The following is a 26,815-nucleotide window of genomic DNA, read 5'->3' on the forward strand; positions in this document are numbered from 1 at the left end:
TCATCGGACAACGCCACGACGCTAGAACCTCAAGATCACTTGGGGTCGACCGTCACCGCTGGGGGTGCCGTTGAGGGCCGCTCCTCCAGGAGCGAGGCGGGGATGATCAGTGGGGGCGTCTGCGGGTGGCGGACCGCCTCCAGGCCGTCCTTGGTCTTGCGGACGACGTCGCGGCGCCGGTCCTCTGCCAGGGCCAGGACCAGGGAACGCTCGGTGTGCTCGCCGGCTGCGATGCCCTCCAGCACCTTGACCGCAATGCCGCCCTGGAACAGGTCGTTGAGGGCGATCAACCACTCAAGGAGGTCGCGGTCGAGGCGGTCGACCTCCTGGACGGTCAGCATGTCCCGTCGCGGGTGCGACAGCGCTTCCAGCAGCGCGGGCCGCTTCTGGGTGGCGAGCTTGCCGCTGGTCTTCTCCTCGAACACCTTCAGGCACATCGGATCCAGGGCGTCATGATGCCCAGCCCCTCGGCAACTGCTCCTTGCACCCGGCCTGGATGTCGCGCATGTCCGTCCAGCCCAGCGCCGCGGGCGCCTCCACCAGCGTGATCCGCCGCACCCCGGGTTCGAGGGTGGCCTCCAGCATGGCCGCACAGCCCGCCAGGATCCTCTCCCACCCATCGGCCTCGGCGGAGAACGCCCGCCGCACCACGACCGCCAGCCGGCGCTGCTCCTCCGCGTACACCTCGCGGAGTTGCCGCTGAGTCTTCTGCCTGTGGGGGCTGACCCGGACCACAGACCGATGAGCGCCACAGCGGGCCGCCTTTCGTTCGTCAAGCGGTCGCTAGATGAACGCCCGCACCGAACGCGGCCCTCAACCCGCTACCGCCAAAATCCGGTCCGATCCTTCTCGCGGACCGATTCCCAAACGAACAACCCTCAGCAGGTCCGGCTGTCGGTCTCGTCGGTGTCTCGGCTGACCGGCCTTCGGGTCACCAGTTGGCGATCACTTCGTGTCCTTGCGGGATGGCGAGGTCGAGGAGGCCGGGGAAGCGGGCGTCGAGATCGTCTCGGCGCAGCCGGTTCAGTCGCCGGGTTCCCTCGTCCCGCTGGCGAATCACGCCGGCTTCTCTGAGGACCTTGAAGTGGCCGCTCTGGGTGGACTTACTGACCGGCAGAGCGAACGTGGTGCATGCCAGTTCACCGTCGGGCTCGACGTCGGCGAGCCGGGCGACGATGGCCAGTCGGACCGGGTCGCTGAGGGCGGCCAGCACGGTGGTGAACCGCAGTTGGGCGCGGTCGGGGTGGATGAGATCGGTCGCGGTACGGCTGGCCATGCCTCCAGGATAGCCAAACATGTTCGGCGTTCTCGAACATCTGCTATGTTCGGGAACTCCGAACATGATCCGGAGGGACGAATGCCGATCGAACGCTCCGCCGCCGCCCCCAGGGGGACGCCACCGCACCACTACAGTCCAGGTGCACGTCCCAGCACGCTGAACACGGACCCGGACACGAAGCCTGCCCCGGCAGGGCGATGGCGATTTTGGGCTGCGGCTTACGCGTTGCTGATACTGCTCACCGGCACGAATCTGCCGACGCCGTTGTATCGGGGCTACGAGGCCGAATACGGGTTCTCGCCGTTGATGGTCACGCTGATCTTCGCCGCGTACGTGGCTGTGCTGATCCCCTCACTGCTGGTGGCGGGCACGCTGTCGGACGCGGTCGGCCGCCGCAGCGTGCTGCTGCCGGCAGTGGCTCTGGCCGCGCTGGGATCGCTGGTGTTCGCCCTCGCCGCGGGCACGGAGTGGCTGTTCGCCGCCCGTATCCTGCAGGGCCTCGCGCTCGGCGCGGCATCGGGGCCGTTGACCGCGGCGCTGACAGAACTGGAACCCAGCGGAAACCGGCGCAAGGCGGCGCTGGTGTCCACCGTGGCCTCCGTGGGCGGCCTGGGACTTGGGCCGGTGCTGGCCGGCGTGCTCGCCCAGTACGCTCCCGCACCGCATGTGCTGCCGTTCGTGGTGGAGATCGTGCTGCTGGCGCCCGCGTTGGCAACCGTCATCACGCTGCCGTCGACACGCTCCAGGACCCGGTGGCGCCCTCGCCGGCCCGAGATTCCCGCTGACATGCGAGCGGTGTTCGCCACCAGTGGGACGGCCAGCTTCCTCGCGTTCGCGGTGATCGGGTTGTTCCTCACCCTCGTCCCCACGTACGTCGCCACCCTGTCAGGCAGCACGAACCTGCTGCTGGGCGGCGCGGCCGTGGCACTGATGCTGCTCTGCTCCGCGCTCGCCCAACTCCTCGGCTACGGCAGACCGGCCCGGGCGCTGGAGATGGTCGGCCTGCCGCTGCTGGCCACCGGACTCGTACTGCTCGCCCTCGCCGGCGCGTTCTCCTCGCTGATCCTTTTGCTCGCCGCGACCGTCATCGCAGGCACCGGCCAGGGCCTGGCGTTCCTCGGCGGCCTCACCGCAGTCAACCAAGCCGCCCCCGCCGACCGCCACGCCGACGTGCTCTCCAGCTTCTACGTGATCATCTATCTCGGCGTCGGCCTGCCCGTCATCGGTGTCGGCTTCCTCGCCACCGTGGCCGGCCTTCTTGCCGCCGTGCAGTACTTCGCCGGCTTCGCGGCGCTGCTGTGCCTGGTGATGCTGCTTGTCCTCGCCCGAGCACGTCGCAGCATCTCGCCTATCCCATCTGCCCCCAATACCGGCACTGACTGAAATCACGCCACCGCGACCATCCCCAAGGAAAGCCATGGACGCCACCGCACTCGACGCGGCCTACCGCGACCTGCTCACCGCAGCCGAAGCGATCAGCGATACCGCCGCACTCGCCGCGCCCGCACGCTCTGCCGTTGATTGGACCTTGAGCCACCTCGTGCTCAGCGACCGCATCCTCACCGCCGCAGCACGCGACGTACTCGCCGGCCTGCCCGTCACCATCGACAACCGCCAGGCCATGGACGACACCGCCATCGACTCCTTGGTCGCCTCCACCACCCACGCCCAGCGCGTCGACCTGATACGCCGTAACGCAACCGACCTCAGCACCGTGATCAAGGCGATCCCCGACCACGCCGCCGCCACCTTGGTTCAGCTTCGCCTGGTCAGCCGCGACGGCCAACCCGTCCCCGACCAGCAGCTGTCCTGGAGCGGCCTGATCCGTCTACGGGCGACCGAACACCTCCCTGGGCACACAGCCCGGCTGAGGGCGCTCGCCTTCACCGAGTAGTCCTCGCCTCAGCCCGGTCCGCCCAGGTCGGTACCGCTGATCTCCAACCGGAAGCCCATGTCCAGCCCCACCTCGCGCCGTATGGGCGAATGTGCTGCCAGAACAGCGGGGTCAGGCCGCGCCGGTCGGCCGGGGTGAGCAGGCCTGACCCCTGCGAGCCCCGCTCGTGCGAGCTGACCGTGGCCATGGAGACCGCTCGCGCCACCGGCTCACTCGCCGAACGGGCTGCTGGCCACCTGCCGCGCCATGCGCGCCTGGGCCACCACCCACCCCGCCGAATTCCGCTGGATCTTCGCCAGCCCCATCCCAGCAACCGCCTCCGCCCGCAACCACCCCGACTCCCCCACAACCAGGCAGCACGCGACTTCGAGCTGGTCTTCCTCCAGCACTTGAGGTAGGGGGCCGGGGCACCGGCCAGCGGGACCGCGGGGCCGCCTCCTGCTCGGCCTCACAGGGATTCGGGAGGCTCGACCGGCTCGGTCTCCCCGCGGTCTCGACGGACCACGCTGATCATGCCGTTCGGTTCGATGTACGCGCGGTCGACCACGGCGATGTCCTCGATGCCGTGCAACCGCAGATGCGACGGGACCTCCTCGGGCGTCATGAACTCCCGCAGCATCACCTTGCGGTTCAGCATGCCGTTCTCGATCAGCGCCCTGGGCCGGGCCTTCAGCAGCGCCCCGACCCGAGGGAACCGATAGGCGACGGCGTCAACCGCCACACTCCAGAAGAGGATCGTGGACACCAGTACCACACCGTCGGTAACCGACTCGGCCTCACCGTGCAGACCGGCCGCTGCGGCCTCGGCGACCAGGACGACCAGCAACACGTCCGTGATCCCCAAGCCACCCGCTTCGCGCTGCCCGACCAGCCGCATGAGAACAAGCAGCACGAGAAAGGTCACCGTGCCACGCACGAACCCCTCCAGCAGCGGGACGCTTGGAGCAAAGATCGACTGCCAGTCCATACCGCCCCATCTACGTCGCATCCGCACGCGGAGGTACCTGTTCACGACCGCCTCGCCCGCACTCGATCCGCACGCAGGCGGGTGGACGCTCCATCAGCTACGGCACTCGGCCCTGACTCACCTGGGCGCCGTGGAGGGGGGCCGCCGCCGCGTCCGCTGAACGTCCACGGCCGCCGACCGTCATGCCACACCGGCGTGCGCGCCGCTCACCTGCGACCTGCCCGCGCCGGTCCGGACGGGCGGCTGGAGATGGTCAGCGCCTACCCGACCGGCCACGACAGCGGGGCCGACGCGGTGGCGGGGGTTGCGCATGTCCTGCGAGTCGCGTCGCTGTTTCCCCGCGCAGGACGGCCCGTTCACGCCGCTGTCGACCCCGTCCTGTGCCGCACCGACATCGTCGTCGGCGCCCCCTGGAACCGGCGCCACCACCGACATCGGCCCGAAAGCGCCCTGGCCGTGATCGTGTAAACGACGATCGGCCTCCTCAGTGTTCGGCGCGGCGCCGCGGGACGGTGTGCCATGCCCCCCATATCGACGGATATCTTCCGTCAGCGGTGAGGAGATCAGCTTCAGGCAGAAGGCCGCCTCCATTCCGAGGCCACCGACCACTGAGCTGACGAGCGCCAACCATGCGTCCCGGACTCGATGAACCGCCTCGGGAGTATGCGGGTCGACGGCCGAGATACTTCGACGGGCAGGGTTGGCGTGGTCACCAGTGCTCCCAGTGCAGGATCTGCTCGCGGGGGATCCGACGGGCGGGCTTGAAATCGGTTCCGATGGTGTAGGCCAGCGGAATGAAGGCCGCGAGCATCACCTCGTCGTGCGGGACGCCGAGGATTTCGGCCAGTTCGCGTTCGTAGGGGGCTTGGGCTGTGGTCCATACGGTGCCCAGGCCGCGGGCGCGGGCGGCGAGCATGAAGCTCCATACGGCAGGCAGGATCGAGCCCCACGTCATGGACTGGTCCAGGACGGAGGCTCGGTCGGTGCGGCCTTCCACGGCGGGGATGACGAAGACCGGCACGCGGTGGATGTTGTCGTACAGGTACTGCAGCCCCTCGGCGATGCGGTCCATGGAACCGGGGTGGGCGTACATGCGCCGCAGGTCGCGTTCGGTGAGCGGCCGGCCGCCTCCGGCGGTGAGCGCGCGGCGGAAGACGTCCGCGATCCGCAGGCGCCGGGCCTGGTCGGTGACGACCAGGAAGTGCCAGCGCTGGCGGTTGCGTCCGGTCGGTGCCTGGGTGGCCAGGTCGACGCACTCTTCGATGAGCTTGCGGGGCACGGACCGGGTGAGGTCGAGGCGCTTGCGCACCGCGCGGGTGGTGGACAGCAGTTCGTCGGGCGTGAGGTTCAAGGTCATGTCGGGCTTCTCCAAGAGGGACGATGATCAGGCATCGGTCGAGGCGGGGGCCGGGGCCGCCGGGGCCGGGGCGCGCAGGCCGAAGTGGGCGATGAGCGCTCCGATCAGCGAGAAGCTCCCGGCCGCGAGGAACGCCAGCCGGTAACCGGCCAGGGCGGAGTCGCCCAAGCTCATGACGGCGGCCAAGGCCGCCACACCGATGCCCGCGCCGATCTGGACGGCGGAGGTGACCAGCCCGGACGCCAGTCCCTGCTGGTCGTCGGGCAGCCCGCCCACCGCGGCGATGTTGAGGCTGGGGAAGGAAAGGCCGTTGCCGATCCCGTGCACAAGCAGCGCCGGCAGCAGCACCGTGAGGTAGTCGCCCGAGCTGCCGGCCCGCAGGAACAGCAGAATGCCCGCGGCCTGCACCAGCATCCCCGCGGCGGCGACGCGGCCGAGGCCCCAGCGGCCGATCAGCCGTCCGGTCAGGTTGGCGGTCACCACGATCGCCAGGCCCATCGGGACGATTCCCAGTCCGGTGGCCAGCGCGGTGTAGCCGAGTTCCTGCTGCAGGTACAGCACGGCGACGAACTGCCAGCCGATGGTCGCGCATGCCCAGGCGAGCGCCGCGAGATTGGCGGCGGTCGTCCGCCGGACCCGGAATACCCCCAACGGGACGAGCGGGAGCCGCTGCCGGCGTTCGACGGCCACGAACACACCGAGCAGGCCCACCGCCACGACTCCGGCCCGCCAGTCGGTCTCGGTCAGCGCGTACACCAGCAGGAGGACGCCGCCGGTGACCGCGGCCGCGCCCGCCAGGTCGAATCCGCCACCGCCCAACCGGTTCGGCGTGTTCCCCGCCGGGAGCACCAGGGGCGCGGTGACCAGGACGAGCAGGGCGATCGGGACAGGCAGGAAGAACACCAGCCGCCAGTTGACCTCGGTGAGCACACCAGAAGCGATCAGTCCGGCGCTGTAGCCGGTCGCGCCCGCCAGCGCGTAGACACCCAGCGCCCGGTTGCGGCGCGGCCCCTCGGCGAAGGTGGTGGTGATCAGAGACAGCGCGGCCGGGGCCGTCAACGCGGCCGCCACTCCCTTGACCACGCGGGTGGCGACCAGCGGCCAGCCCGCCGACAGCAGGCCGCCTACCAGGCTCGCCGCCGCGAACACCGCCAGTGACACCAGGAACATCCGGCGTCGGCCGAACAGGTCGGCCATCCGGCCGCCCAGCAGCAGGAACCCGCCGTAGGCGACCGCATAGCCGGACATCAACCACTGCAGGGTGCTCTCGGGCAAGGACAGGTCCGAGCCGATGGCGGGCAGTGCCACGCCCATCAGGGACAGGTCCATCGAGTCCAGGAACACCGCCGCGCACAGCAGCACCAGGGCCGCGCGTTCGCGACCCCGTATGCGGCCGCGGCCGTCAGAAGACGCCATGACCTCACTCCATCTGCGATCAAACAATCTGCGATCAGACGAAATGGACCGTAGGGGCGCAAACCATCTGCTGTCAAACAATCGCCGGGGAGATGAGTTTGGTAGGGTGGCGACTACTGGACGAGAAGGGGACCAGATGCCGCAGACGACCGACGGGCGCGTGAAACCGAGCTACTTCCCGCAACTGGCGGCCGAACGGCTCGACATCGCGCTGTGCCGGACCTCGACAGCGGTGGCGCGCGCGGCGGACGCCCATGCGGGCGCCCAGGGCCTCGGCGTCGGCCAGCACCTGGTGCTGAAGATGCTCGCCGCCGTCGGCCCCTGCTCCCAGCAGACCCTCAGCGAGGAACTGCGCATCGACCGCAGCGTCATGGTCGGCGTCTGCGACGACCTCGAACGGGACGGCCTCGTCCGGCGCGAGCGCAATCCGCGCGACCGGCGCTCATACGCCGTCACCATCACCGACGCCGGCCGGCGCCGCCTCACCGAGGTCGAGAAGTCGGTCCCCGGCTTCCTGGACGACGTCTTCCAGCCCCTCAGCCACCAGGAGCGCGCCCAGCTCACCGCGCTGCTGAACAAGCTGCTGAACCCCGGCACCTGACAGTTCACGCCTGGTGGCCTCACGTCACCAGTGAGCGCTGCGCCGGAGAGATCGGTGATCGCCGCGCCTGGGCGCGAGACGTCACGGAGCCGAATGGCGTTCGTCCAGTGCCGCACGCGCGCCCCCGGCCCTCACCGCAAAGGTAGACGGCCACCCCAATCGTGCACGGGCGCGGCTCTGACCAGGCGGCGGTGCTTGTCCTGGTCGTGGCCGCAGTGGGTGTGCAGGGGTGTCCGGGCTTCGGTGGCGAGGCCGGCCGGAATCGGGTCGCGCCGACGGTCCCGGCCCTCACCACAAGGGCAGACGGCCACCCATCGTGCACGAACGCGGCTCTCGCCAGGCGGCGGTGCTTGTCTTGGATGTGGCCGTAGTGGGTGTGCAGGGGTGTCCGGGCTTCGGTGGCGAGGCCGGCCGGAATCGGGGTGCGGGCCGACGGTTCCGGTATCGCTGCCGGAGACGGTCACGTCGCCGTCATGGTTGCGGAGCGTTGTCGAAGACGTGCAGGTGGGTGCGTTCTCCGTTGTGGTCGAAGATGGTGAGGATCTCGACGGGCCCCTCGTGGGCGTCGATGGCGTGCGGGGTCATGGTGGAGAACTCGGCCGCGTCGCCCGGCTTGACCAGGATGGTGCGCTCCCCCAGGTGCAGGCGGGCCGTCCCGGACAGCACGGTGAACCACTCGCGGCCGGGGTGCACTTTCAGGTGCTCGGCGCCTTTGGGCCGGTCCGGGGTGATGCGCATCTTCGCCACGGTCACGCCGTGCAGGGAACGTTCGCGGGACAGGAGCCAACTGGTCATCCCGCGCGTGTGACAGGGCTCCGGCCGGATCACCACGTCCTCGTCATCGTCGGACTCGACGAGCTGGTCGAGCGTGGTGTCCAGGGCCCGGGCGATCGCGACCAGCTGGTCGATGGCGATCCTGCGGTGTCCGGTCTCGATGCGGCTCAGGCTGGACGGGCTGAGATGGCAGCGGGCCGCCAGAGCGTCCAGTGACCAGCCGCGCGCCAGCCGCAGACCGCGGATGCGCTGCCGGATCACCCTGTCCAAATCCACTTCTTGCGTCATACGCAAGAGTGTATGTCACTGACGCATGGAGCGTTTAGCGTGAAGTCATGACACAGCACGCTCACCACCATCACGGTCCTCGTCACGGCGGGCACGCGCACCACGACGAGTCGGGGCTGGCGGACATGCTCGACCTGGACGCGCAGACGTTCAGCGCGTACCTGGACGAGCTGACCGACTGGGTCCAACAGCACACCTCCGGGACACCGCGTAAGGTCGCCGACCTGGGGGCGGGCACCGGCGGCGGCAGCCTGGCGCTGGCACGGCGCTTCACGGCGGCCGAGATCGTCGCGCTCGACCAGTCCGCGGTGATGCTGGACCGCATCCGCGCGGCGGCGCGCGCACAGGGGCTGGATGATCGGCTGCGCGTCGTCCAGGCCGACCTGGACGACGCCTGGCCCCCGATCGGTTCCGTCGACCTGGTGTGGGCGGCCTCATCGCTGCATCACGTCGCCGACCCGGACCGGATGCTGGGCGATGTGCACGCCGCCCTGCGCCCCGGCGGCCTGCTGGTCGTCATCGAGATGGACGCGCTGCCGCGCTTCCTCCCGGACGACATCGGCATCGGCCGTCCCGGCCTGGAGGAGCGCTGCCATGAGGCGGCGGCACGGGCAGGCTGGAACGCGCACCCGGACTGGCGGCCTCACCTGGAGCGGGCCGGTTTCGAGATGGCCGCCCAGCGCACCTTCGTCATCGAGGCGAGCCCGGCGCCGCCGAGCGCCGCACGCTACGGGCACGCCCTGCTGAGCGGCTTCCGCTCCGCCCTTGACGGCCACTTGGCCGCCGGCGACCTCGACGCACTCGACCATCTGCTGGCGGCCGACCGCCCCGACGCGCTCCTGCACCGCCGCGACCTGACGTTGCGCGCCAGCCGGACCGCGTGGGCTGCCCGCCGACGCCCCTGAACTGCTCGCACAGTCGATCACACGGCTGCCCGGCCGGCACGGCGAATGCCCGGCATGGCCGTGAACGAGGTGAAGGAGAACTTCCATGGACACGGACCGGAACCACGACGTCGCGATCATCGGCGGCGGGGCGGCGGGTCTGAGCGCGGCCGTCACGCTGGCGCGTTCCCTGCGGTCGGTAGTCGTCGTGGATGCCGGCGAGCCGCGCAACGCACCCGCAGACGGCGCACACAACGTCCTGGGACACGACGGCATCCCGCCGCTCGAACTGCTCGCCGCAGGGCGGCGGGAGGCGGCGCACTACGGGGCGCAGATGCGTCACGACCGCGCCGTGGCCGCGCGTCGGCACGACGGCGGGTTCGAGGTGGAACTCGCCGGCGGCGAGACGCTGTGGGCCCGGCGGCTGCTGCTGGCGACGGGGTTGATCGACCAGCTCCCCGACGTGCCGGGACTGCGGGAGCTGTGGGGAAAGAGCGTGCTGCACTGCCCGTACTGCCACGGCTGGGAGGTCCGCGGGCAGCGCGTCGGCGTGCTCGGCACGAGCCCTCTCAGTGTCCACCAGGCCCTGATGTTCCGACAGCTCAGCGAGGAGGTCACGCTCTTCGCCCACCGGATGCCCGACCCGAGCGATGAAGCCTGGGCTCAGCTGGCGGCCCTGAGCATCCAGGTCGTGGACGGCACCGTCGACCGGCTGCGCATCGAGGACGGCGCCCTGCGGGCCGTCGTCCTGGAGGACGGCCACGAGTTCGGTGTGGACGCGGTGGCGGTGGCTCCCCGGTTCCTGGCGCGGTCGGACCTGTACGAGCAGCTCGGCGGAACCCCCACCGACCAGCCTGCCGGAGCGTTCATCGCCACGGACCCGATGGGCCGGACGGAGATCCCCGGCGTGTGGGCCGCGGGGAACTCGACCGATCTGGGGGCGATGGTCGCGGCCGCGACAGGGGCCGGGGTCGTGGCCGCCGCCGCCATCAACGCGGATCTCGTGGCCGACGACGCCGCCACCGCCGTACGGGCGCGGATCGGAGCCTGACCTCACTCACTGGTCCGACCAGATGGCAGGTGGTCGACTGTGCGTCACACGGATGGCGACGTCACAGACGACGAAGCCACCGCCCCGGGGGGTGGTTCAGCACGGGGTGCGGCGCATCAGCAGAACGGCGACGTCGTCTTCGGCCATCTCACGGCCGATGAGCGCCGACATGACCGCGGCGCCGACCGCCTCCGGGGGACCCGCGTACACCGCGTCGCACAGCCGGGAGAAGCCATGGGCGAGTGGACTTCTCCGCCGCTCCACCAGCCCGTCGGTGTAGAAGCACAGCAGGGCGCCCGGAGGCAGCGTGACGGTGGTGGTCCGGCGGGGCATGTCCTCCCCCAAGCCGATCAGGACGTCGCTCTCCAGGTCGAGGAACTTCCCCGCGCACCCCGGCAGGGCGAGGACCGGGGGGCAATGGCCGGCCGAGGACACCCGGACCCGGCCCGCCCCCGGGTCGCACATCACGTACAGCACGGTCGCCGTCGCCTCCGGCTCGAAGTGCTGCATCTTGCGGTTGAGCTTGCGCAGTACCTCCGCCGGATCGTCGTTCTCGAGCGCATAGGCCCGCAGGGCACTGCGCATCCGTCCCATCACGACCGCGGCCGGGAACCCGTGCCCCGCCACGTCCCCCATGACGATGCCGACCTCGCCGGAGGGAAGGGTGAAGACGTCGTACCAGTCACCCCCGACGCTCGCCTTGCCGGGCCGATAGCGGGCGGCGAACTCGACGCCGGGGATGCTCGGAAGCGCGGCCGGCACCAGGCTGCGTTGCAGTTCCAGGGCTCCGGCGCGTTCCGCCCTGGTGAGCAGGGACTGCACCGCCATCGCGACACGCGCGGCCGCGAGTTGCAGGAACTCGGTCTCGTCCTTGGTGAAGCGGCGTTCGGTGAGCGACCCGATGTGCAGAACCCCCACCAGCGTGCCGCCGGCGATCAGGGGAACGCCGAGCAGGGAGCGCAGGCCCCGCTGGACCAGCAGCGGGTTGAACACATTGGCGTTGGCCACGTCGTCGATGTAGACCGGCCGGCGCTCGGCGGCGACACGCCCGGCGAAGCCTTCACCGACCGGAACGTGAGCGGCCTGGGTGACCTCTTCCTCGAGCCCCTTCGCCGCCGTCGCCACCAGGAACCGCGCCTGACGGTCCAGAAGCAGCACGACGGCGGTGTCGACCTCCAGGATCTGGCGGACGCGCTCGAGCAGGGTGTCCAGGAACTCATCAACGCCCATGTGGGCGAACGCCTCATCGGTGATCGCCTGGATGTTCTCAAGCTTGCGGGCGGCATCCCGCAGGGCGCTTGCCGAGTTCTCCACCTTGCCAACTGTATGTGAGCCATGTGGTACCTCCTCACCATCCCCGCAGGTCCCAGGACCGGTCACAGGGCGTCGCGGGTCATACTCCAGCGGACCGTGGATCGCGGAAGCCTGTGCGTGCCGTCCCCGGCGGCCGAATGCACGCTCCACACGGCCGCTGCCCGAGGCGCATGACTTTCGACGCAGCGGACGCGGCGATCAACCCCTTGCAGGCCCGCCGAGCCCCCCAGCTAAGGCGATCGCGGCCGCCGGGGGCCTTACGCACGGCGTTAATCAGTTGCACCTCCGGGGTTCGGTGGGCAGGGTGTCCGCGATGTTGGGAAGGCATGTCGAGTTGCCCGTCGCCGACGGTGTGCGGGCGAGGTCGCGACCCACTGGCTCAACGCCGGAGCACGTCCCGAGCTGGTACGCGAGGTCATGCGGCGTGCCTTCCTGCGGTGCGCGGACGGGCGCTGGCAACGCCGCCCGACCACCGAGGAGATCGCCACCGTGAGCAACCCCGACCCTCACGCGCCGATCTATCCCTCTGTGGACGTGTACGCGCGTGTCCGGTGCCCCCTCACGTTCGTGCTGCCCGACCGCGGCTTCTACGCGCAGCGCCGCGACGAACTGCAGGCCGTGGTCGACAGCGCCCCGGACCGCGAGTTGCTCGACGTCGCGGCCAACCACAACGTGCCCATGACCCAGCCCGCCGAACTGGCCGCCGTCATCGTCGAACTCGTGCGCCGCACCTCGAAGCCGCGTCCCTGAGGCCGGGCGACGAGCGCCCTGGAAGGAGAAAGATGCAGCACTCCGATCACCCGTCCATCCGGGAGTTCTCGGTCACGGACGCCAAGGCGGGCCTGTACGGCATCACGACCGGGTCCGATGGCGCGTTGTGGATCACTCTGGTCCACAGCGGGGAGGTCGTCCGGCTGACCCTCGACGGTGACCTCAGCCGGTATCCCGTGGGCTCGGAGACGTGCCGGCCGGCCATCATCACCCAAGGACCGGACAGGGCGCTGTGGTTCACCCGGTCCGGGGACGACCACATCGGCCGCATCACGATCGACGGCACCACCAGCGCGTTCTCGCTGCCCGCACCCGGCGGCGCCCCCTTCGGGATCTGTGCGGGGCCGGACGGCGCCTTGTGGTTCACCGAGATGAACACCGACCGGATCGGCCGCATCACCCCCGACGGACAGATCGTCCACTTCCCCCTCCCCGCCCAGGGGGCGTTCCCCTCGATGATCACCCCGGGTCCGGACGGCGCGTTGTGGTTCACCCTCAACCAGGCCAACGCCATCGGCCGTATCGACCTTGACGGCAAGGTGACGCTTCATCCGCTGCCCACCGCGGACGCCGCACCGGTCGGCATCACATGCGGAGCCGACGACGCCCTCTGGTTCGTGGAGATCGCCGCCGGCCAGATCGGCAGGCTCGACGGGGACGGCACGATCCGGGAGTTCCCGCTCCCCGATCGCGCCGCCCGACCCCATGCCATCACCGCGGCCCCCTCGGGAGAGTGCTGGTTCACCGAATGGGGCGCCAACCGCATCGGACGCATCACGTCCGCCGGAGAGATCACCGAGTACGACCTTCCCACGCCGTCATCGGAACCCCACGGCATCACGGTGGGCCCGGACGGCGCCGTGTGGACGGCCCTGGAAACAGGTGCGGTGGCCCGCCTGACCCTCTGAAAGCCTGCCCCGCGCCCATGAGGGAACGACCTCGCGGGCCGCACCTGCCCGGCGACTCGCGGGGGGCGTCAGATCTCCGGGACGGGCGTGATCAGCGTGCCCTTCTCCATGAAGTTCCGCAGGTTGCGGAAGGCCAGGTCGCCCATGGCCCGCCGCGTCTCGTGGGTGGCGCTGCCGATGTGCGGGAGCAGGACGACCGAGTCCAGGGTCAGGAGCTCGGCGGGCACGTCCGGCTCGTGGGCGAACACGTCGAGTGCGGCACCCGCGATCCGTCCGCCGGTCAGGGCGGCGACCAGCGCGGGTTCGTCCACCACGCTGCCGCGCGAGATGTTCACCAGGTAGCCGTCCGGCCCCAGCGCCTCCAGCACCGCCGCCGAGACCAGCCCCCGGGTGCCCGCCCCACCCGAGGTCGCCACGATCAGTGCGTCGCACCAGGCCGCGAGCTTTTCCGGTGTCTCCATGCGCGCATAGGGGACGCCTTCGACCCGTGACCGCGAGTGGTAGGCGATCTCGACGTCGAAGCCCTCCAACCGGCGGGCGATGGCCCGGCCGATGCGCCCCAGACCGAGGATGCCGATCCTTTTGCCGCTGACCTTGGTCGCCAGCGGAAACGGACCACGGGTCCAGTCGCCGCGCCGCACGAACCGGTCGGCGGCGGAGAACCGGCGCATCACATCGATCAGCCCGCCCACGGCCGTGTCGGCGACACAGTCGTTGAGCACGTCGGGCGTATTGGCGACGGCGATGCCGCGTTCCTTCGCCGCCTCCACGTCGGTCGTCTCGTATCCCACCCCGAAGTTCACGATCACGCGCAGCGACGGGAGCCGGTCCATCAGCGCGCGGTCCACTCCGATGCGCGAGCTGGCGACCACGGCCGCGAACTCGGCGCCGTGCTCGTCGAGATATCCGTCCGGCGTGTCATCCAGCAGCACGACGTCGTAGTGCTCGCGCATGTCGCGCTCAAGAGACGGCAGCAGCGGGCCTATCTGCAGTACACGGTCCAAGGTCTTCCCTCTCCCGGCCTCGTCACGGTCGACCTGCAACACCCACACCTACCAGCCCGAACAACCATAAGCCGCCTGGAAAAGGGCGTGCGTACAGCCATGATCACAGCCACACGGCGCATTGCCGGGGATCAGCCAGGAGCTCTCCCGCGGCCCGTTGTCCTGGTGGTCAACCAGCCGAGACGCTCAGTAGCGCACCGGGGCCCAAGACGACATCGATGGCGCATCGAGCCACACCTGATGTCGCCCGTCAGGCAGGACCGTCATACCGAAGCGGGTGACGCCCGGTCGGCCGTGGCCCAGCCAAGTCCGGTACGCGGCGGCGACCTCGTCCCAGAGGCGCCGCGGCCCGTACTGCTCGACCCGGTGGACGGCGTTGCCCTCGAAGTCGACCGAGGCCCACGATCGGCCGCCCGGCTCGACGTCGATGAGCCAGACGGTGAATTCGCCGGACCCATCCTCGGCGTCGAAGCGGTGCCAGGACACACCGGGCACCTGGACGCCGATCGCGAAGTCGACGTCGGGACGACCGAACATGTCACACAGGTCCAGGTCGGTGGTGGACACGTCGGGGGCGTCGCCGTCGTGAACGTGATCGCTCAGCGTGCCAAGCTGCACGCGGGCGTCCCTCATCCACATGAACGGGGCCCGCCCGGCGAACGGGCCTGACGCGATTCCGTCCTCGTGCACAGTGAGCCGTAGCAGTGCGTCGTTGTGGTATGCGTTGCCCCACGGGGTCAGGATGATCCCGCCCGGCCGGGTCTGCTCGATCCACGCCGCGGGGACTCGCTGCACCGACGCGGTAGCGATGATCCGGTCGTAGGGGGCGTGCGGCGGGTGCCCAGCGGCGCCATCTGCGGTGATGACCGGGACCGGGCGGCCGACGCGGGCCAGGGCCTGGCGGGCGCGCTCGGCCAGCCGCGGGTCGACTTCCACCGTGGTCACGTTGTCGGGGCCGAGCCGCGCGGCCAGGAGCGCGGCGTTGTACCCGGTGCCGGTTCCGATCTCCAACACTCGCGTCCCCGGCTCCGCGTGCAGCTCGTCGAGCATGCGCAGGACGAGGCTGGGTTGGCTGGCGCTGCTGGTGGAGTACTCGCCGTGGTCCGGGTCGGCCGGCCGGCCGTCGTCGACCTGGGTGACGATGTACCCGTCCCGGCCGACCATCTCCCACCAGACATCGGGTTCCGTCCGTCGGGACAGTCGCCGCCAGCCGCCGGGCGCCTCGGTCCAGACATCATCGGGAATGAACAGATGCCGCGGCGTGGCGCGGAACTCGTCCAGCCACGCCGCGGGCAGCGCCCCGGCCGATTCGAGTTCGGCCTCGAGATCTCTGGCGCTGAGGGCGGGGTCGGCGGTCACTTTTCCTTGCCGGATCCGTGCTTGGGGCCGGTGGTGCCGTCCGACTGCTGCTTGGTGAGCTTTCCGTCCTTGGGGTTCTCGCTGTCGCCGTGGCTGCCCATCTCCGCCTCCCCGCGGTCGACCACGCGTGAAGCTACCCGCGCCGCAAGATCGTTGCGGGCGGTGACGCAGCAAAGCCACCTCAAGGTGAGGCGTCAGTGGCTGGGTTCACCCAATACGGCGACAGCGGCTATCGGCGGGCTGGTCGACCGGCGGCTACGCCCGCCAGGTCGGTCCAGGCCAGCGATCGGGGCGGGGCCGGGCCCTGCCGCAGTGCGGATACCAACCGGGCAACGTCTTTACTCGGCAGCGCGCGATGGGCCGCGCACGACCCGCGCGGGCGGGGCAGACCGCCTCGCACACCTCTCTACATCGCCGCTGACCTGTGCGTTTACAGACCTTCGCCCCTTGTGGCCACCTTCCCCCCACACCACGATGGAGTTCGAAGGGATTGTCAGGAGGACACCATGCAAGCGAGCACAGGCGACCGGCTGGTGATCCACGGACATCACGTGGGCCAACCGGACCGCGAAGCCGAGATCCTGGAAGTGCACGGCCGGGACGGAGGACCTCCCTATGTCGTCCGATGGGACGACGGCCACAAGAGCACGCTCTTCCCCTCGTCCGACGCCACCATCGAGCACTACCCGCCCAAGTCACCGAAGGAGCGTTAGGCGGCACACCAAGGACACTCGCCAGGGCGTCGGCGAGCGCTCTCCACGAGCCGTCTCGCGCGCCTGCTGACCAAGCGTCACGGGGGTCACGGGAGGAGGGCCAAAGGTCCCCCGAACCGGGGGCGGCGGCCCCTACCTGCGGTTTTCCGTCGGGTTGACGCTGGACGGGACCCTGGCCATGAGGGGCGGTCAATGCACGATCACCGCAGTGCACGCCTCCGGTCAGGACGGATGCGGCCGACGAGGTGAGGGATGGCGCATGAACACACCCGTTGTCGCAGGGCTGGACGGTTCGGCCGCGTCACCGCGGTGCGTCGCGTGGGCGGTCACCGAGGCGAGCCTTCGGGGCCGTCCGCTGGAGTTGGTGCACGCGTCGATGATGCTGTACCGGGACGGATCATTGAGCGAGGCCGCCTACGAGGGGCTGGAGGAGGAGCGGACGCGCCTGCTCACCGAGGCCAAGGCGTACGCGCTGGGTTTGCAACCGGGGCTGGAGGTCCGCATTCGGCTGCTGGCCCAGGAGCCGGGCAGGGCCCTGGTGTTCGAGAGCGAGCACGCGGAACTGGTCGTCGTCGGTACGAGCGGACTGGAGAACTTCGGCGGTCCCCTGCTCGGGTCGGTGGCCCTGCGCCTCGTGGCGGGTGCCCGTTGCCCCGTGCTGGCGATCACTGACGGTGCTCCCGATGCCGACACGGCGCCCGCCGAGGTCGTCGTGGGTGTCGCCGAACGGGATCGCGAGTCCCGTGCGATCGGCTGGGCCTTCGAGGAGGCTTCCCTGCGGGGTGCGCATCTGAGCGCCATCCACGCGCTCGGCGGCGAGTTCGGCGCGGGCCGGGAGAAGGTGGAAGAGGACACGTCGCTGGCCGAGGCGCTGGCGGGCTGGCGGTCGAAGTATCCGGATGTGCGGGTTTCACGAGCCATCGTCGATCAGCACCCGGCGCGGGCGCTGGTGGCCGCGTCCGACCAGGCCGCTCTGGTCGTCGTCGGTGCGACGCACCGCCATGGTGTCACGGAGCTGGCTCTGGGCAGCGTCGGTCACGCGTTGCTCCACCAGGCGCTGTCCGCTGTCGTGATCGCCCCGGAAGCCTGACCGGCAGCGGGCTCGTCCGACGACAAATGATCAGCTCAGCGGGGAGGGATCATGCTGATCAGCAACGTTTACCGGCCGATGATCTTCAACTGCCAGGCGGTGGAGCGACTGGCGGAGGCGGCGCGACGGATGGAGGAGCACAAGGTCGGCGCCCTGGCCGTGCTCGACGGTGAGCGCGTCGCCGGGATCATCACCGAGCGCGACCTGGTGAGGGCTCTGGCCTCGTCGGCCGACCCGGCCTCCGAGAGGGTTGCGGCGTATGCCTCGACGCAGATCAAGACCGCCTCCCTGGGGGAGGACTCGGGTGAGGTCGCACGCCGGATGCTGGAGGCGGGCATCCGGCACCTGCCGGTGGACGATCACGGACGCCTGGTCGGCATGGTGTCGATGCGTGATCTGCTCACCCTGGAGACCTGGGCGGTCTGAAGCCACCCCGGCACCGGTCACGCGTACGCCGTGACTGAACACTCACCGGCATGTCCACGCTTGCCACTGAGGGGGTGCGGCAGGTGCTGGTCGAGGACGATCTCCCTGGGGTCAGCGAGGCCAGCCGGCGCCGCCCGAACGCGATCAGCTCGCGGCGCATCTCCTCGCCGAGTTCACGCCCGGCCGCAGCGCCGGCTCCCCTCGGCGTCCGACGCGACTACCGCCGCGTGGAGGTGCACCGCGCCCTTCGGCCTGCCCGTGGGCTCGTCTCGCGGATCTAGGTCCCGCTCTGGAGCGGCCTCCTGGGCCGGGGGCCAGGTAGCAGCCGACCGCGGGTTTGAAGGTGTCTCCTCTTCACGTAGTGAACTGAGCTCCGAAGTTTACACCGGGAGTTCAACGATACAGTTGAACTCGCTTCGGCCCCCTATACAGAGGGATGACCCATGGCGGATGACTCCACGGCGATCGAACTCAGCAAGTCCGAACTCCGCGAGGTCACCGGCTACGCCGTGGCGTGCGCGCGGCCCGCTTTGGCGATCTTCGAACGTGCCCGCCCTGACGATCGGCGCCCACGAGCCGCGATCGACGTCGCGCAGGCGTTCGCGGATGGGGCCGAGCGGACCAAGGCGATACGTGACAACGCGTGGGCGGCGCACCGGGCGGCTCAGGAGGCCCGCGACGCGGGGCAGGCTGCGGCGAGCGACGCCGCGCGCGCGGCCTTGGCCGCGGCCAGTGCGGCGTTCCTCCACCCCTTGGCGAAAGCCACTCAGGTCAAGCACATCCTCGGTTCGGCCGCTCATGCCGCACGAGCGTTCGAACTCTCCGCCGGAGACGATCGCACCGTCGGAGCCGACCACATCGCGCAGCTGCGAATCCTTGCTGGTCCCGTCGTGGTGGACGTCCTGAGGCGCTACCCGCTCGCCCCGCCCGGCGGTGGGCGGGTCGGAGAACTGATGCGTCAGTTGGACGCGTCGCTCCGGTAATCCCGGACTCAGTGCTGATGGACGAGTCCCGTCGACCATGAGCCGCCCGCTGGCGGGATGTGTTCGCCGTCAACGCGGGGCCCCCGGGGGTGCCCGTCTGCTGGACTCGGTGCAGCCGCGTGTGCTGGACGGGCTCGGGAGTGACGCCGCGATGCAGTTCGTCGGCGGCAGGTTGCAGGCGGAAAACGTGGGGCCGTGAGCCGAGCCGCCGCTGCGGACCGCGTTCATGTGCGGCTGTTCGGCTGGGCGGTGGGGCGGAGGGGGCCCGTCAGGTGTCGCCGACTGGTGGGGGTTGGGCGAAGGCGCCGGCGGATGCGGCGAGGGCGGCGGTTCTGGCCGCCTGGTCGGGCAGGTCCGGGTCAGGTGGTGTGCGCAGGAGCACCAGCTGGTGGTACAGGGGCGCGGTGGCGGCGATGAGCAGTCGCCGGGCGTCGGTGTGCGGCGGGAGTTCGCCGCGCCGGACGGCCCGGCCGACGATGATCTCGCAGCGGGTGTACCGGTCCTCCCAGAGCCGCCGCTGGGCGTGGTCGGCCTTCTCGGAGCGGAACGAGGCGGCGATCAGAGCCGCCACGATCGGCGGCTGCGCGGTCAGCGCGTCCTGGATCTCGTGGTTCAGCGCCGCCAGGTCGCCCTGCAGGGAGCCGGTGTCCGGGGGCTGCCAGGCGTCGTCGCCCGCCGCGTCCAGGACGTCGGCGAGCAGGCCGCCGACGTCTCCCCAGCGCCGGTAGACCGTCGCGCGGTGCACGCCGGCGCGGGCGGCGACGGCCTCCATGGTGAGCCCGTCATAACCGCGCTCTCCGAGTTCCGCGAGGACCGCGTCGAGCACCTGCGTACGGATACGGGCGGTACGGCCACCGGGGCGGCGCCGGGGCGGCGGTGGCGGCCGGGTGCCCTCCGGTTCAGGGACTGCGGAAGTCATCGCTGGTGAATCCGTTTGCTCAGTGGGGCGGCGTTATGACAGCATCTTAATGCAGCACTTGTCGCACTAGTGGAGTCATCGATGCTCTTCCGAAGCGTTCACCCGGCCGCGCGGCCCCTGACGGCCGCCCCGTCCTCGAATGCTTTGGAGTGCACGCATGCCCACACAGATCACCGCGCTCGGCGTCAGCAAGTCCTTCAACGGCAGGGTCGTCCTCGACTCGGTGACCTGCTCGATCGCCGCGGGTGAGCGCACCGGGATCGTCGGTGAGAACGGGTCCGGCAAGACCACCTTGCTGCGCCTGCTCGCCGGGCGCGAACGGCCCGACCAGGGCGAGATCGTCGTCCAGGCCGCCGGCGGCGTCGGTTATCTCGCCCAGGACGAGTGGCTGCCGCCGGACGCGACCGTCCAGCAGGTTATCGACCGGGCCCTGAGCGACCTGCGCGCCATCGAGGAGCGGATGCGCCGCCTGGAGGCGGCGATGGCCGACGGCGACGAGTCGGGCATGGCCGAGTACGGCGACCTGATGACGGTCTTCGAGTTGCGCGGCGGCTACGACGCCGACGCCCGCGTGGAACGCGCCCTGCACGGACTCGGCCTGGGCCTCGTCGACCGTGACCGCACCGTGGGCGGGCTGTCCGGCGGAGAGCAGGTCAGGTTGCGGCTGGCGGCCGTCCTGGCGGCCGCGCCGGAGGTGCTGCTGCTGGACGAGCCGACCAACCATCTCGACGACAGCGCCCTGAGCTGGCTGGAAGAGCACCTGCGCGCCCGGCGGGGCACCACGGTGGCGGTCTCCCACGACCGGGACTTCCTCGAACGCGTCGCCACCGGCCTGCTGGAGGTGGACGCCGACCGGCGCCGCGTCGTCCGGTACGGCAACGGCTACGCCGGCTACCTCGCCGAGAAGGCGGCTGCCCGGCAGCGCTGGGCCCAGGCGCACGAGCAGTGGCGGGCCGACATCGACCGGCTCCGCGAGGCCGCCGCGACCACCGCCCGGCAGGTGGCGCCCGGCCGGGAGATGAAGGACCGCAACAAGATGGCCTACGACCGGGCGGGCGGCCGGGTGCAGCAGTCGCTGGCCAGCCGGGTACGCAACGCCGAGGAACGGCTACGCCGCCTCCTTGCCAACCCGGTCCCGCCCCCGCCGGAGCCGTTGCGCTTCACCCCCGTCCTGCGGGCCCGCCGCCTGCAGGGCGTGGTGCTCGACGCCGCTGACATCGCCGTCGTCGGCCGGCTCGACCGCACGAGCCTCACCGTGACGGCGGGCGACCGGCTGCTGATCACGGGGCCGAACGGGGCGGGCAAGAGCACCCTGCTGCGCGTCCTGGCCGGAGAACTCGCCCCCGACAGCGGGAACATCACCCGCCGTGGCAGGATCGGCTACCTTCCCCAGGAGCCGCAGCCCGGGAACCCGGACGAGACCCTGCTGGCCGCCTTCGCCCGCGGCCGGGCCGGTGAGGCCGACGAGCACGCCGAACGGCTGCTGTCCCTCGGCCTGTTCGACCGCGACCGGCTCTCGGTGCCGGTCGGCCGGCTGTCGACCGGGCAGCGGCAACGGCTCGCCCTGGCGCGGATGCTCAGCGAGCCGTCAGAGGTCCTGTTGCTCGACGAACCCACCAACCATCTGTCGCCCGCCCTGGTCGAGGAACTGGAAGCCGCCCTGGCCGGCTACGAGGGCGCCCTCGTCGTCGTCAGCCACGATCGCCGGCTGCGCCGGCGCTGGAAGGGCGCCCACCTGGCCATGCAGCCGACATCGGCGTCCGCCGCCAACGCCTGACGCCCAAGCCGCCAACACCCCTTGCAGGAAGGAAACGATCGCTGATGCCTGCTGTGCCCGCCGACCCGACCGTGGTGCATCCGATGCCCGAGCAGCCGCGGGTGGTGCTGCTGAAACCGCTGATCACTTCCCCGCTGATCGAGGTCGGAGAGTTCTCCTACTACGACGATCCGGACGATCCGACCGCGTTCGAGACCCGTAACGTGCTGTACCACTACGGGCCGGAGAAACTGGTCATCGGGAAGTTCTGCGCGCTGGGCGAGGGCGTGCGGTTCATCATGAACGGCGCCAACCACCGCATGGACGGCCCTTCGACGTTCCCCTTCCCGATCATGGGCGGTTCCTGGGCCGAGCACTTCGACCTGATCAGCGGCCTGCCTGGACGCGGCGACACCGTGGTGGGCCACGACGTCTGGCTCGGCTACCGGTCCATGGTGATGCCCGGCGTCCGCATCGGCCACGGAGCGATCGTCGCCTCCGGTTCCGTCGTCGTCGACGACGTCCCCGACTACGGCATCGTCGGCGGCAACCCCGCCCGGCTCATCCGCCGCCGCTTCAGCGACGCGGACGTCGACCGCCTCCTCGCGCTGGCCTGGTGGGACTGGCCGCTCCAGCACATCACCGAGCACGTCCGCACGATCATGTCCGGCGGCATCGACGACCTGGAGAACGCGGCGCCCACGCCCCCGCACCAGTGATCCACTCACGTTCCAGCACTACAGAATCGAGCGATCAGCATGCCTGCTTCCTCCCACCACAACCCGTTCGCCGGCTGGCTTCGCGGCCATGCCGTCCCGCTCACCCACCTCGATCCGGCGGCGCCGCTCGATGACCTGGAGCCGCTGCGCGACATCATCGGCAACGCGCGCGTCGTCGCGATCGGCGAGCACTCCCACTTCATCGACGAGTTCTCGCTCCTGCGCCAGCGCGTCCTGCGGTTCCTGGTGGAACGCTGCGGGTTCAGCGTCCTGGCCTTCGAATACGGCTTCAGCGAAGGCTTCCCCCTCGATGCCTGGGCCCAAGGGGAAGGCACGGACGACGATCTGTCGGCGCACCTCGCCGCGACGATCCCCGTGGGAGTCGCGGAGCCGCTGCGCTGGATCCGCCGGCACAACCGCACGGCCTCGCAACCGGTGCGTTTCGCCGGCATCGACATCCCGGCGGCCGGTGGATCCCTGCTCCCCGCTCTGGCCCCGGTCGCCGACTACCTGCGCCAGATCGATCCCGAAACCCTGCCGGCGGTCCAGGAGGCGATGCGGATCGCCGAATCGTTCGCCGGCGGCTCCGGGGCCGTGGCCGCGCCCGCGTGGGCGCGCCTGGACGCCACCGAACAGGACGCCCTCAGCGCGACCCTGACGCGCCTGCTCATCCGGTTCCGCTCCGTCGAACCGCTGTACGTCTCCCGCGGCGACCGGCACAGCTACGACATCGCCTTGCGGCGTCTCGAAGGCGCCTGCCACGCCGACTACAGCTTTCGCGCCATGGCCGCCCTGTTCGCAGGAAGCGGCTTGACCGCCGACACCTCGGCCCGGGACGTCTACATGGCCGGGTCGGTCCTGTGGCACCTGGAGCGCTTCGAACCCGGCACCCGCATCGTGCTGGCGGCGCACAACGCCCACATCCAGAAATCACCGATCGCCTTCAACGGCCACCTCACGGGGTTCCCGATGGGCCAGTACCTGCACAGCGCCCTCGGCGACGAATACTTCGCCCTCGGCCTGACGAGCATCACCGGACACACGGCCGAGATGCGCCGCGACGAGGAAACGCCCTTCGGTTTCACCATCGACGACACCACGCTGGGGCCGCCCGAGCCCGGAAGCGTCGAAGCCGCCTTCGCCGACGCCGACCTCGGGCTCGGCATCGCCGATCTCCGCCGGGCACGCCGCGAGACCCCCGGCGGCGCCGGCCCCGACCGCATCCGGATGCAAAGCACCTACGTGCACACCCCCGTCCTGGACTCGTTCGACGGCATCCTCAACACGCCGCTCTCCACCATCGCCGACATCCAGATCTGAGGCGCCCCGCCTCCGCGCAACCGGCATGGAGCACGGCGGACGCCGCGCCATCGAACGGATTCCCAGGCCCAGCCTCCGATCAGCCTTGACCAGCCACCCGAAAACGAGGGATTGAGGCGACGCGGCAAGCTTGTCGCAACAATCACCACAGGAGCCACAAGGACCGCACGTATGACCTTCACCCAAGCCGAACTCGACTACCTGGCCACACAGCACATCGGACGGCTGGCCACCGTCTCCTCCGACGGACAGGTGCAGAACAACCCGACCAACTTCTTCCTCGACGCCGACGCGGGCACGATCGTCATCGGCGGAGGCGCGCTGGGCAGGTCGAAGAAGTTCCGGAACGTCCAGCAGGGCAGCACGGTCGCGTTCGTCGTGGACGACCTGGCGACGGTCGATCCGTGGGCGCCCCGGGGCATCGAGATCCGGGGCACGGCGGCGGCGCTGACCGACCAGCAGCCGCCCATGCCCGGCCTTTCCCGAGAGATCATCCGGATCACCCCCACCAAGATCGTCTCGTGGGGACTGGGCGGCCCCCGAACGAGCCGCACGGTGTGAAGTACGGCGACAAGGCGGTAAAGACGTGGGCTGCTGAGCGTCCTGCACCGACGCTCCTCGTACTTGTCCCGTCCAGCCCAGCACCGAATAGGGATCTCCTGGCCTGGCCGGTGCCCGCGAACGCGGCCACACCGAGCCCGGCCAGGGGTGACGCCGAGGTGAGCCCAGAAGCCGTCAGTAGTTGTTCTTGGGGTGGGACTGCCGTAGGCCGTCACCCTTTCAGCTCAGTGTCGTCGGTGGCGATGTTGACCATCGTCTGGGCCGGGGTGGGTTGTGACCTCGATGAACGGACCGTGACCCGCCGGATCGCGGAGGGATCGATCCGCAAGGAGGCCGCGGCGAAGAACCGTCCGGCTGATCTGATCAACATCGCGTTGGAGAGGGTCGTAGGCGCCGGGCTGGAGCTGCCAGCGTTCTCCCCTCTCGACGCGATGGCTCGACGGTCCGCAAAGAGGTGAACACGTCGATCTGCACCGGTATCCACAACCGGATGAGCGGGCGGGACTGCTGCGGCTGCTGGAGGAACGCGACTCGGATGGCACCACGCAGTACAACCGGCTGAAGAAGTCCTCGCAGAGTTCGGCCTGGTCGCACTTCAAGCGGCTGATCACGCATCCGGACTGGGTTGATGGGCTGGGCGACACCGGGGTGTGATGGCCGGTGCCGCCTCGCGGGCCGTCGGCTGCCGCGGCGAAGCCGGTCAGCGGCTGCTGCCCGGTGGGTAGACGCTGAGGACGCCGTAAGCCGAGAGAACGTCAGCCAGGTCGCCGGGTTTGTGCCACAGGGTGGCGTCCAGGAAGGCGAGCGTAGTTGCGGCGACGGCGTGCGGGCTCTCGGTGCGGCCCAGGGAGCCGACTAGCGAGGGCACAGGCGGCAGGTACAGGGGGCCGTCCATGAAGGTGAGGTGTGCGGCGCCGGGGATGGTGAGCCGGTAGCTCGTCGTGGTGTTGAGCTTGAGGGCCTTGGTGAGGCGGGGTATGTAGCGTGGGTCGGTTTCGGGGGTGATGGCCTGGGTGAGCGCGAGCGTCGGCTGGTGGAGGGAGGGTGAGGTGGGGCCGTGCGGGTAGCCGTCGAGATCGATGACGGCGTCGAACCGGTGGTCCTGCCGGGCTGCCTGCAGGGCGGCAGCACCACCCATGGAGTGACCGGTGACCGCTACTCGCCTGGTGTCCAGGCGTCCGGTCAGCGGGCCGGCGCTCTCACCTCGGCCTAGACGGTCCAGCTGGGTGAGGACGAAGCTGAGGTCGGCGGCCCGAACAGCCGTCCAACCAACCGCCAGCTCGTCATCCTTGTCCCGGTCACCGGTGGAGGCGATCTTGGCGTGAATCGTTCGGCCGTCGGCGAGGACGACGGCGGCGGAGTCGTACGGGTGGTCGAGGGCGGCAACCACATAGCCGTGGCTGGCCAGTTCCTCCGCCCAGGCGGTGTTCTGGGTGCGCACTCCGCCCGATCCGGGAGAGAACAGCACGACCGGGAACCGTCCGCCTCTGTCGGCCACCGGGGCGTTGACGACCGAATGAGTGTGGGCATGTGAGACGCCGTCGACCAGGAAGCCGGGCAGGCCGACCGCGCGGGCGAGGGCGTCGGAAACGGTGCGCGCCTCGTCCTCCGTGCGTCCGAGGTACTGGGCGCGCTGCGTGCCGGCGGGGCTCTTCTGCGCGGGGTACCAGAGCTGGACCACGACCGTGCGCCGGTCGTGCGGATCGGCAGTGAAGGTCTCGGGGCGGAGTGGGTCGGTCCACTGCACCACTCGAGTGCCGACCGCGAAACCACCCGACGGCTCGGGGAACACGGGTACAGGAAACGCCCAGGCGGCCACCGGGCCCGTGGCAATCAGGCCGACGCAGGCCGCCGACCCCGGCAACGCCAGCCACCATCGGGCCCGCCACACTGGCCGGCCGGTACGGCGTCGCAACAGGGGAGAAAGAGCGAACGGCAACGCGACGGCAGAGCCTGTCAGTACCGGCAGCATCTGCCAGCGGATCCCCACCACGCTCAGCACGATCACAGACAGCACAAGAACCGCCCCCGCCGCGATCGTGACGCGTGGGCGGGCCGAGGCGGGAAGCCAGCGCGCCACCACCAGCGCGACGGCACCTACCAAGGCAAGGAATTCCAGGGGGGACATGTACAGCCCTGTGATGATCTCGGTCACCCGGCCATCGTCAGGGCGGGGCACGCGATGCCACATCGATCCCGGGTCGCCGTCGCATGCAACCGGAGTCGCAATACGAGGCATGTCCCCTGTGCGACCGGAGTCGCAGTGCCATCAGACGGTCGACTCATGTGCTTCTAGGCCCGCGGCCTACCGTGACAGGGCCGCGGTAAACGCCGGGGAGGGCGGGGTGTGCGCTCCCTGTACCCGACCGGCTCCGGCTGTACGCGGTGGCGGCCCCAGCCGGGGCCACCATGATGCTGAATCGACAGAGACGTGTGATGACCGAGGCGGCCGCAGAGCCGG

The 26,815-nt window shown here is 70.3% G+C and carries 31 protein-coding genes; 17 read left to right on the top strand and 14 right to left on the bottom strand.

Annotated features, from left to right (window positions below; all coding sequences use genetic code 11):
* Positions 1–35: 35 nt before the first annotated feature.
* The 3 genes from ABZ801_RS34410 to ABZ801_RS34420 form a co-directional block, all read right to left on the bottom strand.
* Complete coding sequence (locus tag ABZ801_RS34410) at positions 36–437, bottom strand: recombinase family protein (RefSeq protein WP_360706100.1); 402 nt, start codon at positions 435–437, stop codon at positions 36–38.
* Between the two features lie 13 nt (positions 438–450).
* Positions 451–735, bottom strand: a complete 285-nt coding sequence (locus ABZ801_RS34415) for a hypothetical protein (protein WP_360706103.1) — start codon at positions 733–735, stop codon at positions 451–453.
* A 196-nt stretch (positions 736–931) separates the two neighbouring features.
* Positions 932–1,276, bottom strand: coding sequence for a helix-turn-helix domain-containing protein (locus ABZ801_RS34420; RefSeq protein WP_360706106.1), 345 nt, complete (start codon positions 1,274–1,276; stop codon positions 932–934).
* A 228-nt stretch (positions 1,277–1,504) separates the two neighbouring features.
* Here ABZ801_RS34420 and ABZ801_RS34425 point away from each other — a divergent pair, with 228 nt between their 5' ends.
* From ABZ801_RS34425 to ABZ801_RS34435, 3 genes are all read left to right on the top strand, one after another.
* The gene (locus ABZ801_RS34425; protein WP_360706109.1) at positions 1,505–2,662 is read left to right on the top strand and encodes an MFS transporter; all 1,158 of its coding nucleotides are present in this window, start codon (positions 1,505–1,507) and stop codon (positions 2,660–2,662) included.
* Positions 2,663–2,696: 34 nt separating this feature from the next.
* Positions 2,697–3,173: a hypothetical protein gene (locus ABZ801_RS34430; RefSeq protein ID WP_360706112.1), complete on the top strand. Its 477-nt coding sequence runs from the start codon at positions 2,697–2,699 to the stop codon at positions 3,171–3,173.
* A gap of 246 nt (positions 3,174–3,419) precedes the next feature.
* Positions 3,420–3,566: a hypothetical protein gene (locus ABZ801_RS34435; protein ID WP_360706115.1), complete on the top strand. Its 147-nt coding sequence runs from the start codon at positions 3,420–3,422 to the stop codon at positions 3,564–3,566.
* A gap of 55 nt (positions 3,567–3,621) precedes the next feature.
* Here the strand turns inward: ABZ801_RS34435 and ABZ801_RS34440 are convergent, their stop codons facing one another.
* The 4 genes from ABZ801_RS34440 to ABZ801_RS34455 all read right to left on the bottom strand — a co-directional run bounded on the left by ABZ801_RS34440 (position 3,622) and on the right by ABZ801_RS34455 (position 6,913).
* Positions 3,622–4,140: a YetF domain-containing protein gene (locus ABZ801_RS34440; protein ID WP_360706117.1), complete on the bottom strand. Its 519-nt coding sequence runs from the start codon at positions 4,138–4,140 to the stop codon at positions 3,622–3,624.
* A gap of 180 nt (positions 4,141–4,320) precedes the next feature.
* On the bottom strand, positions 4,321–4,767 hold the full coding sequence (locus tag ABZ801_RS34445) for a hypothetical protein (protein ID WP_360706121.1): 447 nt from the start codon (positions 4,765–4,767) through the stop codon (positions 4,321–4,323).
* A gap of 82 nt (positions 4,768–4,849) precedes the next feature.
* The gene (locus ABZ801_RS34450; protein WP_344945848.1) at positions 4,850–5,497 is read right to left on the bottom strand and encodes a nitroreductase family protein; all 648 of its coding nucleotides are present in this window, start codon (positions 5,495–5,497) and stop codon (positions 4,850–4,852) included.
* Between the two features lie 27 nt (positions 5,498–5,524).
* Entirely contained in the window at positions 5,525–6,913 is a 1,389-nt protein-coding gene (locus ABZ801_RS34455) for an MFS transporter (RefSeq protein ID WP_360706124.1), read from the bottom strand.
* 136 nt (positions 6,914–7,049) lie between these two features.
* On the opposite strand from ABZ801_RS34455, the gene ABZ801_RS34460 reads away from it, so the two are divergent.
* Positions 7,050–7,514, top strand: a complete 465-nt coding sequence (locus ABZ801_RS34460; protein ID WP_360706126.1) for a MarR family winged helix-turn-helix transcriptional regulator — start codon at positions 7,050–7,052, stop codon at positions 7,512–7,514.
* Between the two features lie 471 nt (positions 7,515–7,985).
* On the opposite strand, the gene ABZ801_RS34465 is transcribed toward ABZ801_RS34460, so the two are convergent.
* Positions 7,986–8,576: a helix-turn-helix transcriptional regulator gene (locus ABZ801_RS34465; protein WP_344945856.1), complete on the bottom strand. Its 591-nt coding sequence runs from the start codon at positions 8,574–8,576 to the stop codon at positions 7,986–7,988.
* Positions 8,577–8,623: 47 nt separating this feature from the next.
* Between ABZ801_RS34465 and ABZ801_RS34470 the strand changes: the two genes are divergently transcribed.
* Positions 8,624–9,481 carry a methyltransferase domain-containing protein gene (locus tag ABZ801_RS34470; protein ID WP_360706129.1) on the top strand — a complete coding sequence of 286 codons (858 nt, stop codon included), beginning with the start codon at positions 8,624–8,626 and terminating at the stop codon, positions 9,479–9,481.
* A gap of 85 nt (positions 9,482–9,566) precedes the next feature.
* Entirely contained in the window at positions 9,567–10,511 is a 945-nt protein-coding gene (locus ABZ801_RS34475) for an NAD(P)/FAD-dependent oxidoreductase (RefSeq protein ID WP_360706132.1), read from the top strand.
* 96 nt (positions 10,512–10,607) lie between these two features.
* On the opposite strand, the gene ABZ801_RS34480 is transcribed toward ABZ801_RS34475, so the two are convergent.
* On the bottom strand, positions 10,608–11,825 hold the full coding sequence (locus tag ABZ801_RS34480; protein WP_360706135.1) for a GAF domain-containing SpoIIE family protein phosphatase: 1,218 nt from the start codon (positions 11,823–11,825) through the stop codon (positions 10,608–10,610).
* Between the two features lie 417 nt (positions 11,826–12,242).
* On the opposite strand from ABZ801_RS34480, the gene ABZ801_RS34485 reads away from it, so the two are divergent.
* Together ABZ801_RS34485 and ABZ801_RS34490 are read left to right on the top strand one after the other, a co-directional pair.
* Positions 12,243–12,575 (top strand): hypothetical protein, encoded by a 333-nt coding sequence (locus tag ABZ801_RS34485; RefSeq protein WP_360706138.1) that lies wholly within the window; start codon positions 12,243–12,245, stop codon positions 12,573–12,575.
* A gap of 32 nt (positions 12,576–12,607) precedes the next feature.
* Positions 12,608–13,504: a virginiamycin B lyase gene (locus tag ABZ801_RS34490; RefSeq protein ID WP_360706140.1), complete on the top strand. Its 897-nt coding sequence runs from the start codon at positions 12,608–12,610 to the stop codon at positions 13,502–13,504.
* A gap of 68 nt (positions 13,505–13,572) precedes the next feature.
* Here ABZ801_RS34490 and ABZ801_RS34495 read toward each other — a convergent pair whose 3' ends face one another.
* The 3 genes from ABZ801_RS34495 to ABZ801_RS34505 all read right to left on the bottom strand — a co-directional run bounded on the left by ABZ801_RS34495 (position 13,573) and on the right by ABZ801_RS34505 (position 15,992).
* A complete protein-coding gene (locus ABZ801_RS34495) occupies positions 13,573–14,508 on the bottom strand; it encodes a 2-hydroxyacid dehydrogenase (protein WP_360706143.1) in 936 nt (311 codons plus the stop codon).
* Positions 14,509–14,694: 186 nt separating this feature from the next.
* Positions 14,695–15,867: a methyltransferase domain-containing protein gene (locus ABZ801_RS34500; RefSeq protein WP_360706146.1), complete on the bottom strand. Its 1,173-nt coding sequence runs from the start codon at positions 15,865–15,867 to the stop codon at positions 14,695–14,697.
* Positions 15,864–15,992, bottom strand: coding sequence for a hypothetical protein (locus ABZ801_RS34505; protein ID WP_360706149.1), 129 nt, complete (start codon positions 15,990–15,992; stop codon positions 15,864–15,866). Before ABZ801_RS34505 ends, ABZ801_RS34500 begins: the two co-directional genes overlap by 4 nt.
* A 381-nt stretch (positions 15,993–16,373) precedes the next feature.
* Here ABZ801_RS34505 and ABZ801_RS34510 point away from each other — a divergent pair, with 381 nt between their 5' ends.
* The 4 genes from ABZ801_RS34510 (at position 16,374) to ABZ801_RS34525 (ending at position 19,079) form a co-directional block, all read left to right on the top strand.
* Positions 16,374–16,580, top strand: a complete 207-nt coding sequence (locus tag ABZ801_RS34510; protein ID WP_360706152.1) for a DUF1918 domain-containing protein — start codon at positions 16,374–16,376, stop codon at positions 16,578–16,580.
* A 259-nt stretch (positions 16,581–16,839) separates the two neighbouring features.
* On the top strand, positions 16,840–17,670 hold the full coding sequence (locus tag ABZ801_RS34515; protein WP_360706155.1) for a universal stress protein: 831 nt from the start codon (positions 16,840–16,842) through the stop codon (positions 17,668–17,670).
* Between the two features lie 51 nt (positions 17,671–17,721).
* A complete protein-coding gene (locus tag ABZ801_RS34520) occupies positions 17,722–18,096 on the top strand; it encodes a CBS domain-containing protein (RefSeq protein ID WP_344945888.1) in 375 nt (124 codons plus the stop codon).
* Positions 18,097–18,539: 443 nt separating this feature from the next.
* Complete coding sequence (locus tag ABZ801_RS34525; RefSeq protein WP_360706158.1) at positions 18,540–19,079, top strand: putative immunity protein; 540 nt, start codon at positions 18,540–18,542, stop codon at positions 19,077–19,079.
* Between the two features lie 268 nt (positions 19,080–19,347).
* On the opposite strand, the gene ABZ801_RS34530 is transcribed toward ABZ801_RS34525, so the two are convergent.
* The gene (locus ABZ801_RS34530) at positions 19,348–19,905 is read right to left on the bottom strand and encodes a TetR/AcrR family transcriptional regulator (protein ID WP_360706161.1); all 558 of its coding nucleotides are present in this window, start codon (positions 19,903–19,905) and stop codon (positions 19,348–19,350) included.
* A 250-nt stretch (positions 19,906–20,155) separates the two neighbouring features.
* Between ABZ801_RS34530 and abc-f the strand changes: the two genes are divergently transcribed.
* From abc-f to ABZ801_RS34555, 5 genes are all read left to right on the top strand, one after another.
* Entirely contained in the window at positions 20,156–21,775 is a 1,620-nt protein-coding gene (gene abc-f / locus ABZ801_RS34535; protein WP_360706164.1) for a ribosomal protection-like ABC-F family protein, read from the top strand.
* 44 nt (positions 21,776–21,819) lie between these two features.
* Positions 21,820–22,473, top strand: coding sequence for a CatB-related O-acetyltransferase (locus ABZ801_RS34540; RefSeq protein ID WP_360706167.1), 654 nt, complete (start codon positions 21,820–21,822; stop codon positions 22,471–22,473).
* 39 nt (positions 22,474–22,512) lie between these two features.
* Positions 22,513–23,793, top strand: coding sequence for an erythromycin esterase family protein (locus ABZ801_RS34545; protein WP_360706169.1), 1,281 nt, complete (start codon positions 22,513–22,515; stop codon positions 23,791–23,793).
* Positions 23,794–23,964: 171 nt separating this feature from the next.
* A complete protein-coding gene (locus ABZ801_RS34550; protein WP_360706172.1) occupies positions 23,965–24,354 on the top strand; it encodes a PPOX class F420-dependent oxidoreductase in 390 nt (129 codons plus the stop codon).
* Positions 24,355–24,590: 236 nt separating this feature from the next.
* Positions 24,591–24,812 carry a hypothetical protein gene (locus tag ABZ801_RS34555; RefSeq protein ID WP_360706175.1) on the top strand — a complete coding sequence of 74 codons (222 nt, stop codon included), beginning with the start codon at positions 24,591–24,593 and terminating at the stop codon, positions 24,810–24,812.
* A 242-nt stretch (positions 24,813–25,054) separates the two neighbouring features.
* Here ABZ801_RS34555 and ABZ801_RS34560 read toward each other — a convergent pair whose 3' ends face one another.
* The gene (locus ABZ801_RS34560; RefSeq protein WP_360706177.1) at positions 25,055–26,509 is read right to left on the bottom strand and encodes a dienelactone hydrolase family protein; all 1,455 of its coding nucleotides are present in this window, start codon (positions 26,507–26,509) and stop codon (positions 25,055–25,057) included.
* Positions 26,510–26,815 lie beyond the last annotated feature (306 nt).

It is taken from the genome of Actinomadura sp. NPDC047616 (genome assembly GCF_040642915.1).
Taxonomy (GTDB): Bacteria; Actinomycetota; Actinomycetes; order Streptosporangiales; family Streptosporangiaceae; genus Spirillospora; species Spirillospora miaoliensis.

Bases quoted from the DNA above. Each gene is read 5' to 3' on its own strand.
- ABZ801_RS34410 (WP_360706100.1), bottom strand. From the start codon at position 437: ATGTGCCTGAAGGTGTTCGAGGAGAAGACCAGCGGCAAGCTCGCCACC.
- ABZ801_RS34420 (WP_360706106.1), bottom strand. From the start codon at position 1,276: ATGGCCAGCCGTACCGCGACCGATCTCATCCACCCCGACCGCGCCCAA.
- ABZ801_RS34430 (WP_360706112.1), top strand. From the start codon at position 2,697: ATGGACGCCACCGCACTCGACGCGGCCTACCGCGACCTGCTCACCGCA.
- ABZ801_RS34435 (WP_360706115.1), top strand. From the start codon at position 3,420: ATGCGCGCCTGGGCCACCACCCACCCCGCCGAATTCCGCTGGATCTTC.
- ABZ801_RS34440 (WP_360706117.1), bottom strand. From the start codon at position 4,140: ATGGACTGGCAGTCGATCTTTGCTCCAAGCGTCCCGCTGCTGGAGGGG.
- ABZ801_RS34450 (WP_344945848.1), bottom strand. From the start codon at position 5,497: ATGACCTTGAACCTCACGCCCGACGAACTGCTGTCCACCACCCGCGCG.
- ABZ801_RS34455 (WP_360706124.1), bottom strand. From the start codon at position 6,913: ATGGCGTCTTCTGACGGCCGCGGCCGCATACGGGGTCGCGAACGCGCG.
- ABZ801_RS34460 (WP_360706126.1), top strand. From the start codon at position 7,050: ATGCCGCAGACGACCGACGGGCGCGTGAAACCGAGCTACTTCCCGCAA.
- ABZ801_RS34465 (WP_344945856.1), bottom strand. From the start codon at position 8,576: ATGACGCAAGAAGTGGATTTGGACAGGGTGATCCGGCAGCGCATCCGC.
- ABZ801_RS34470 (WP_360706129.1), top strand. From the start codon at position 8,624: ATGACACAGCACGCTCACCACCATCACGGTCCTCGTCACGGCGGGCAC.
- ABZ801_RS34475 (WP_360706132.1), top strand. From the start codon at position 9,567: ATGGACACGGACCGGAACCACGACGTCGCGATCATCGGCGGCGGGGCG.
- ABZ801_RS34485 (WP_360706138.1), top strand. From the start codon at position 12,243: ATGCGGCGTGCCTTCCTGCGGTGCGCGGACGGGCGCTGGCAACGCCGC.
- ABZ801_RS34490 (WP_360706140.1), top strand. From the start codon at position 12,608: ATGCAGCACTCCGATCACCCGTCCATCCGGGAGTTCTCGGTCACGGAC.
- ABZ801_RS34510 (WP_360706152.1), top strand. From the start codon at position 16,374: ATGCAAGCGAGCACAGGCGACCGGCTGGTGATCCACGGACATCACGTG.
- ABZ801_RS34515 (WP_360706155.1), top strand. From the start codon at position 16,840: ATGAACACACCCGTTGTCGCAGGGCTGGACGGTTCGGCCGCGTCACCG.
- ABZ801_RS34520 (WP_344945888.1), top strand. From the start codon at position 17,722: ATGCTGATCAGCAACGTTTACCGGCCGATGATCTTCAACTGCCAGGCG.
- ABZ801_RS34525 (WP_360706158.1), top strand. From the start codon at position 18,540: ATGGCGGATGACTCCACGGCGATCGAACTCAGCAAGTCCGAACTCCGC.
- abc-f (WP_360706164.1), top strand. From the start codon at position 20,156: ATGCCCACACAGATCACCGCGCTCGGCGTCAGCAAGTCCTTCAACGGC.
- ABZ801_RS34540 (WP_360706167.1), top strand. From the start codon at position 21,820: ATGCCTGCTGTGCCCGCCGACCCGACCGTGGTGCATCCGATGCCCGAG.
- ABZ801_RS34545 (WP_360706169.1), top strand. From the start codon at position 22,513: ATGCCTGCTTCCTCCCACCACAACCCGTTCGCCGGCTGGCTTCGCGGC.
- ABZ801_RS34550 (WP_360706172.1), top strand. From the start codon at position 23,965: ATGACCTTCACCCAAGCCGAACTCGACTACCTGGCCACACAGCACATC.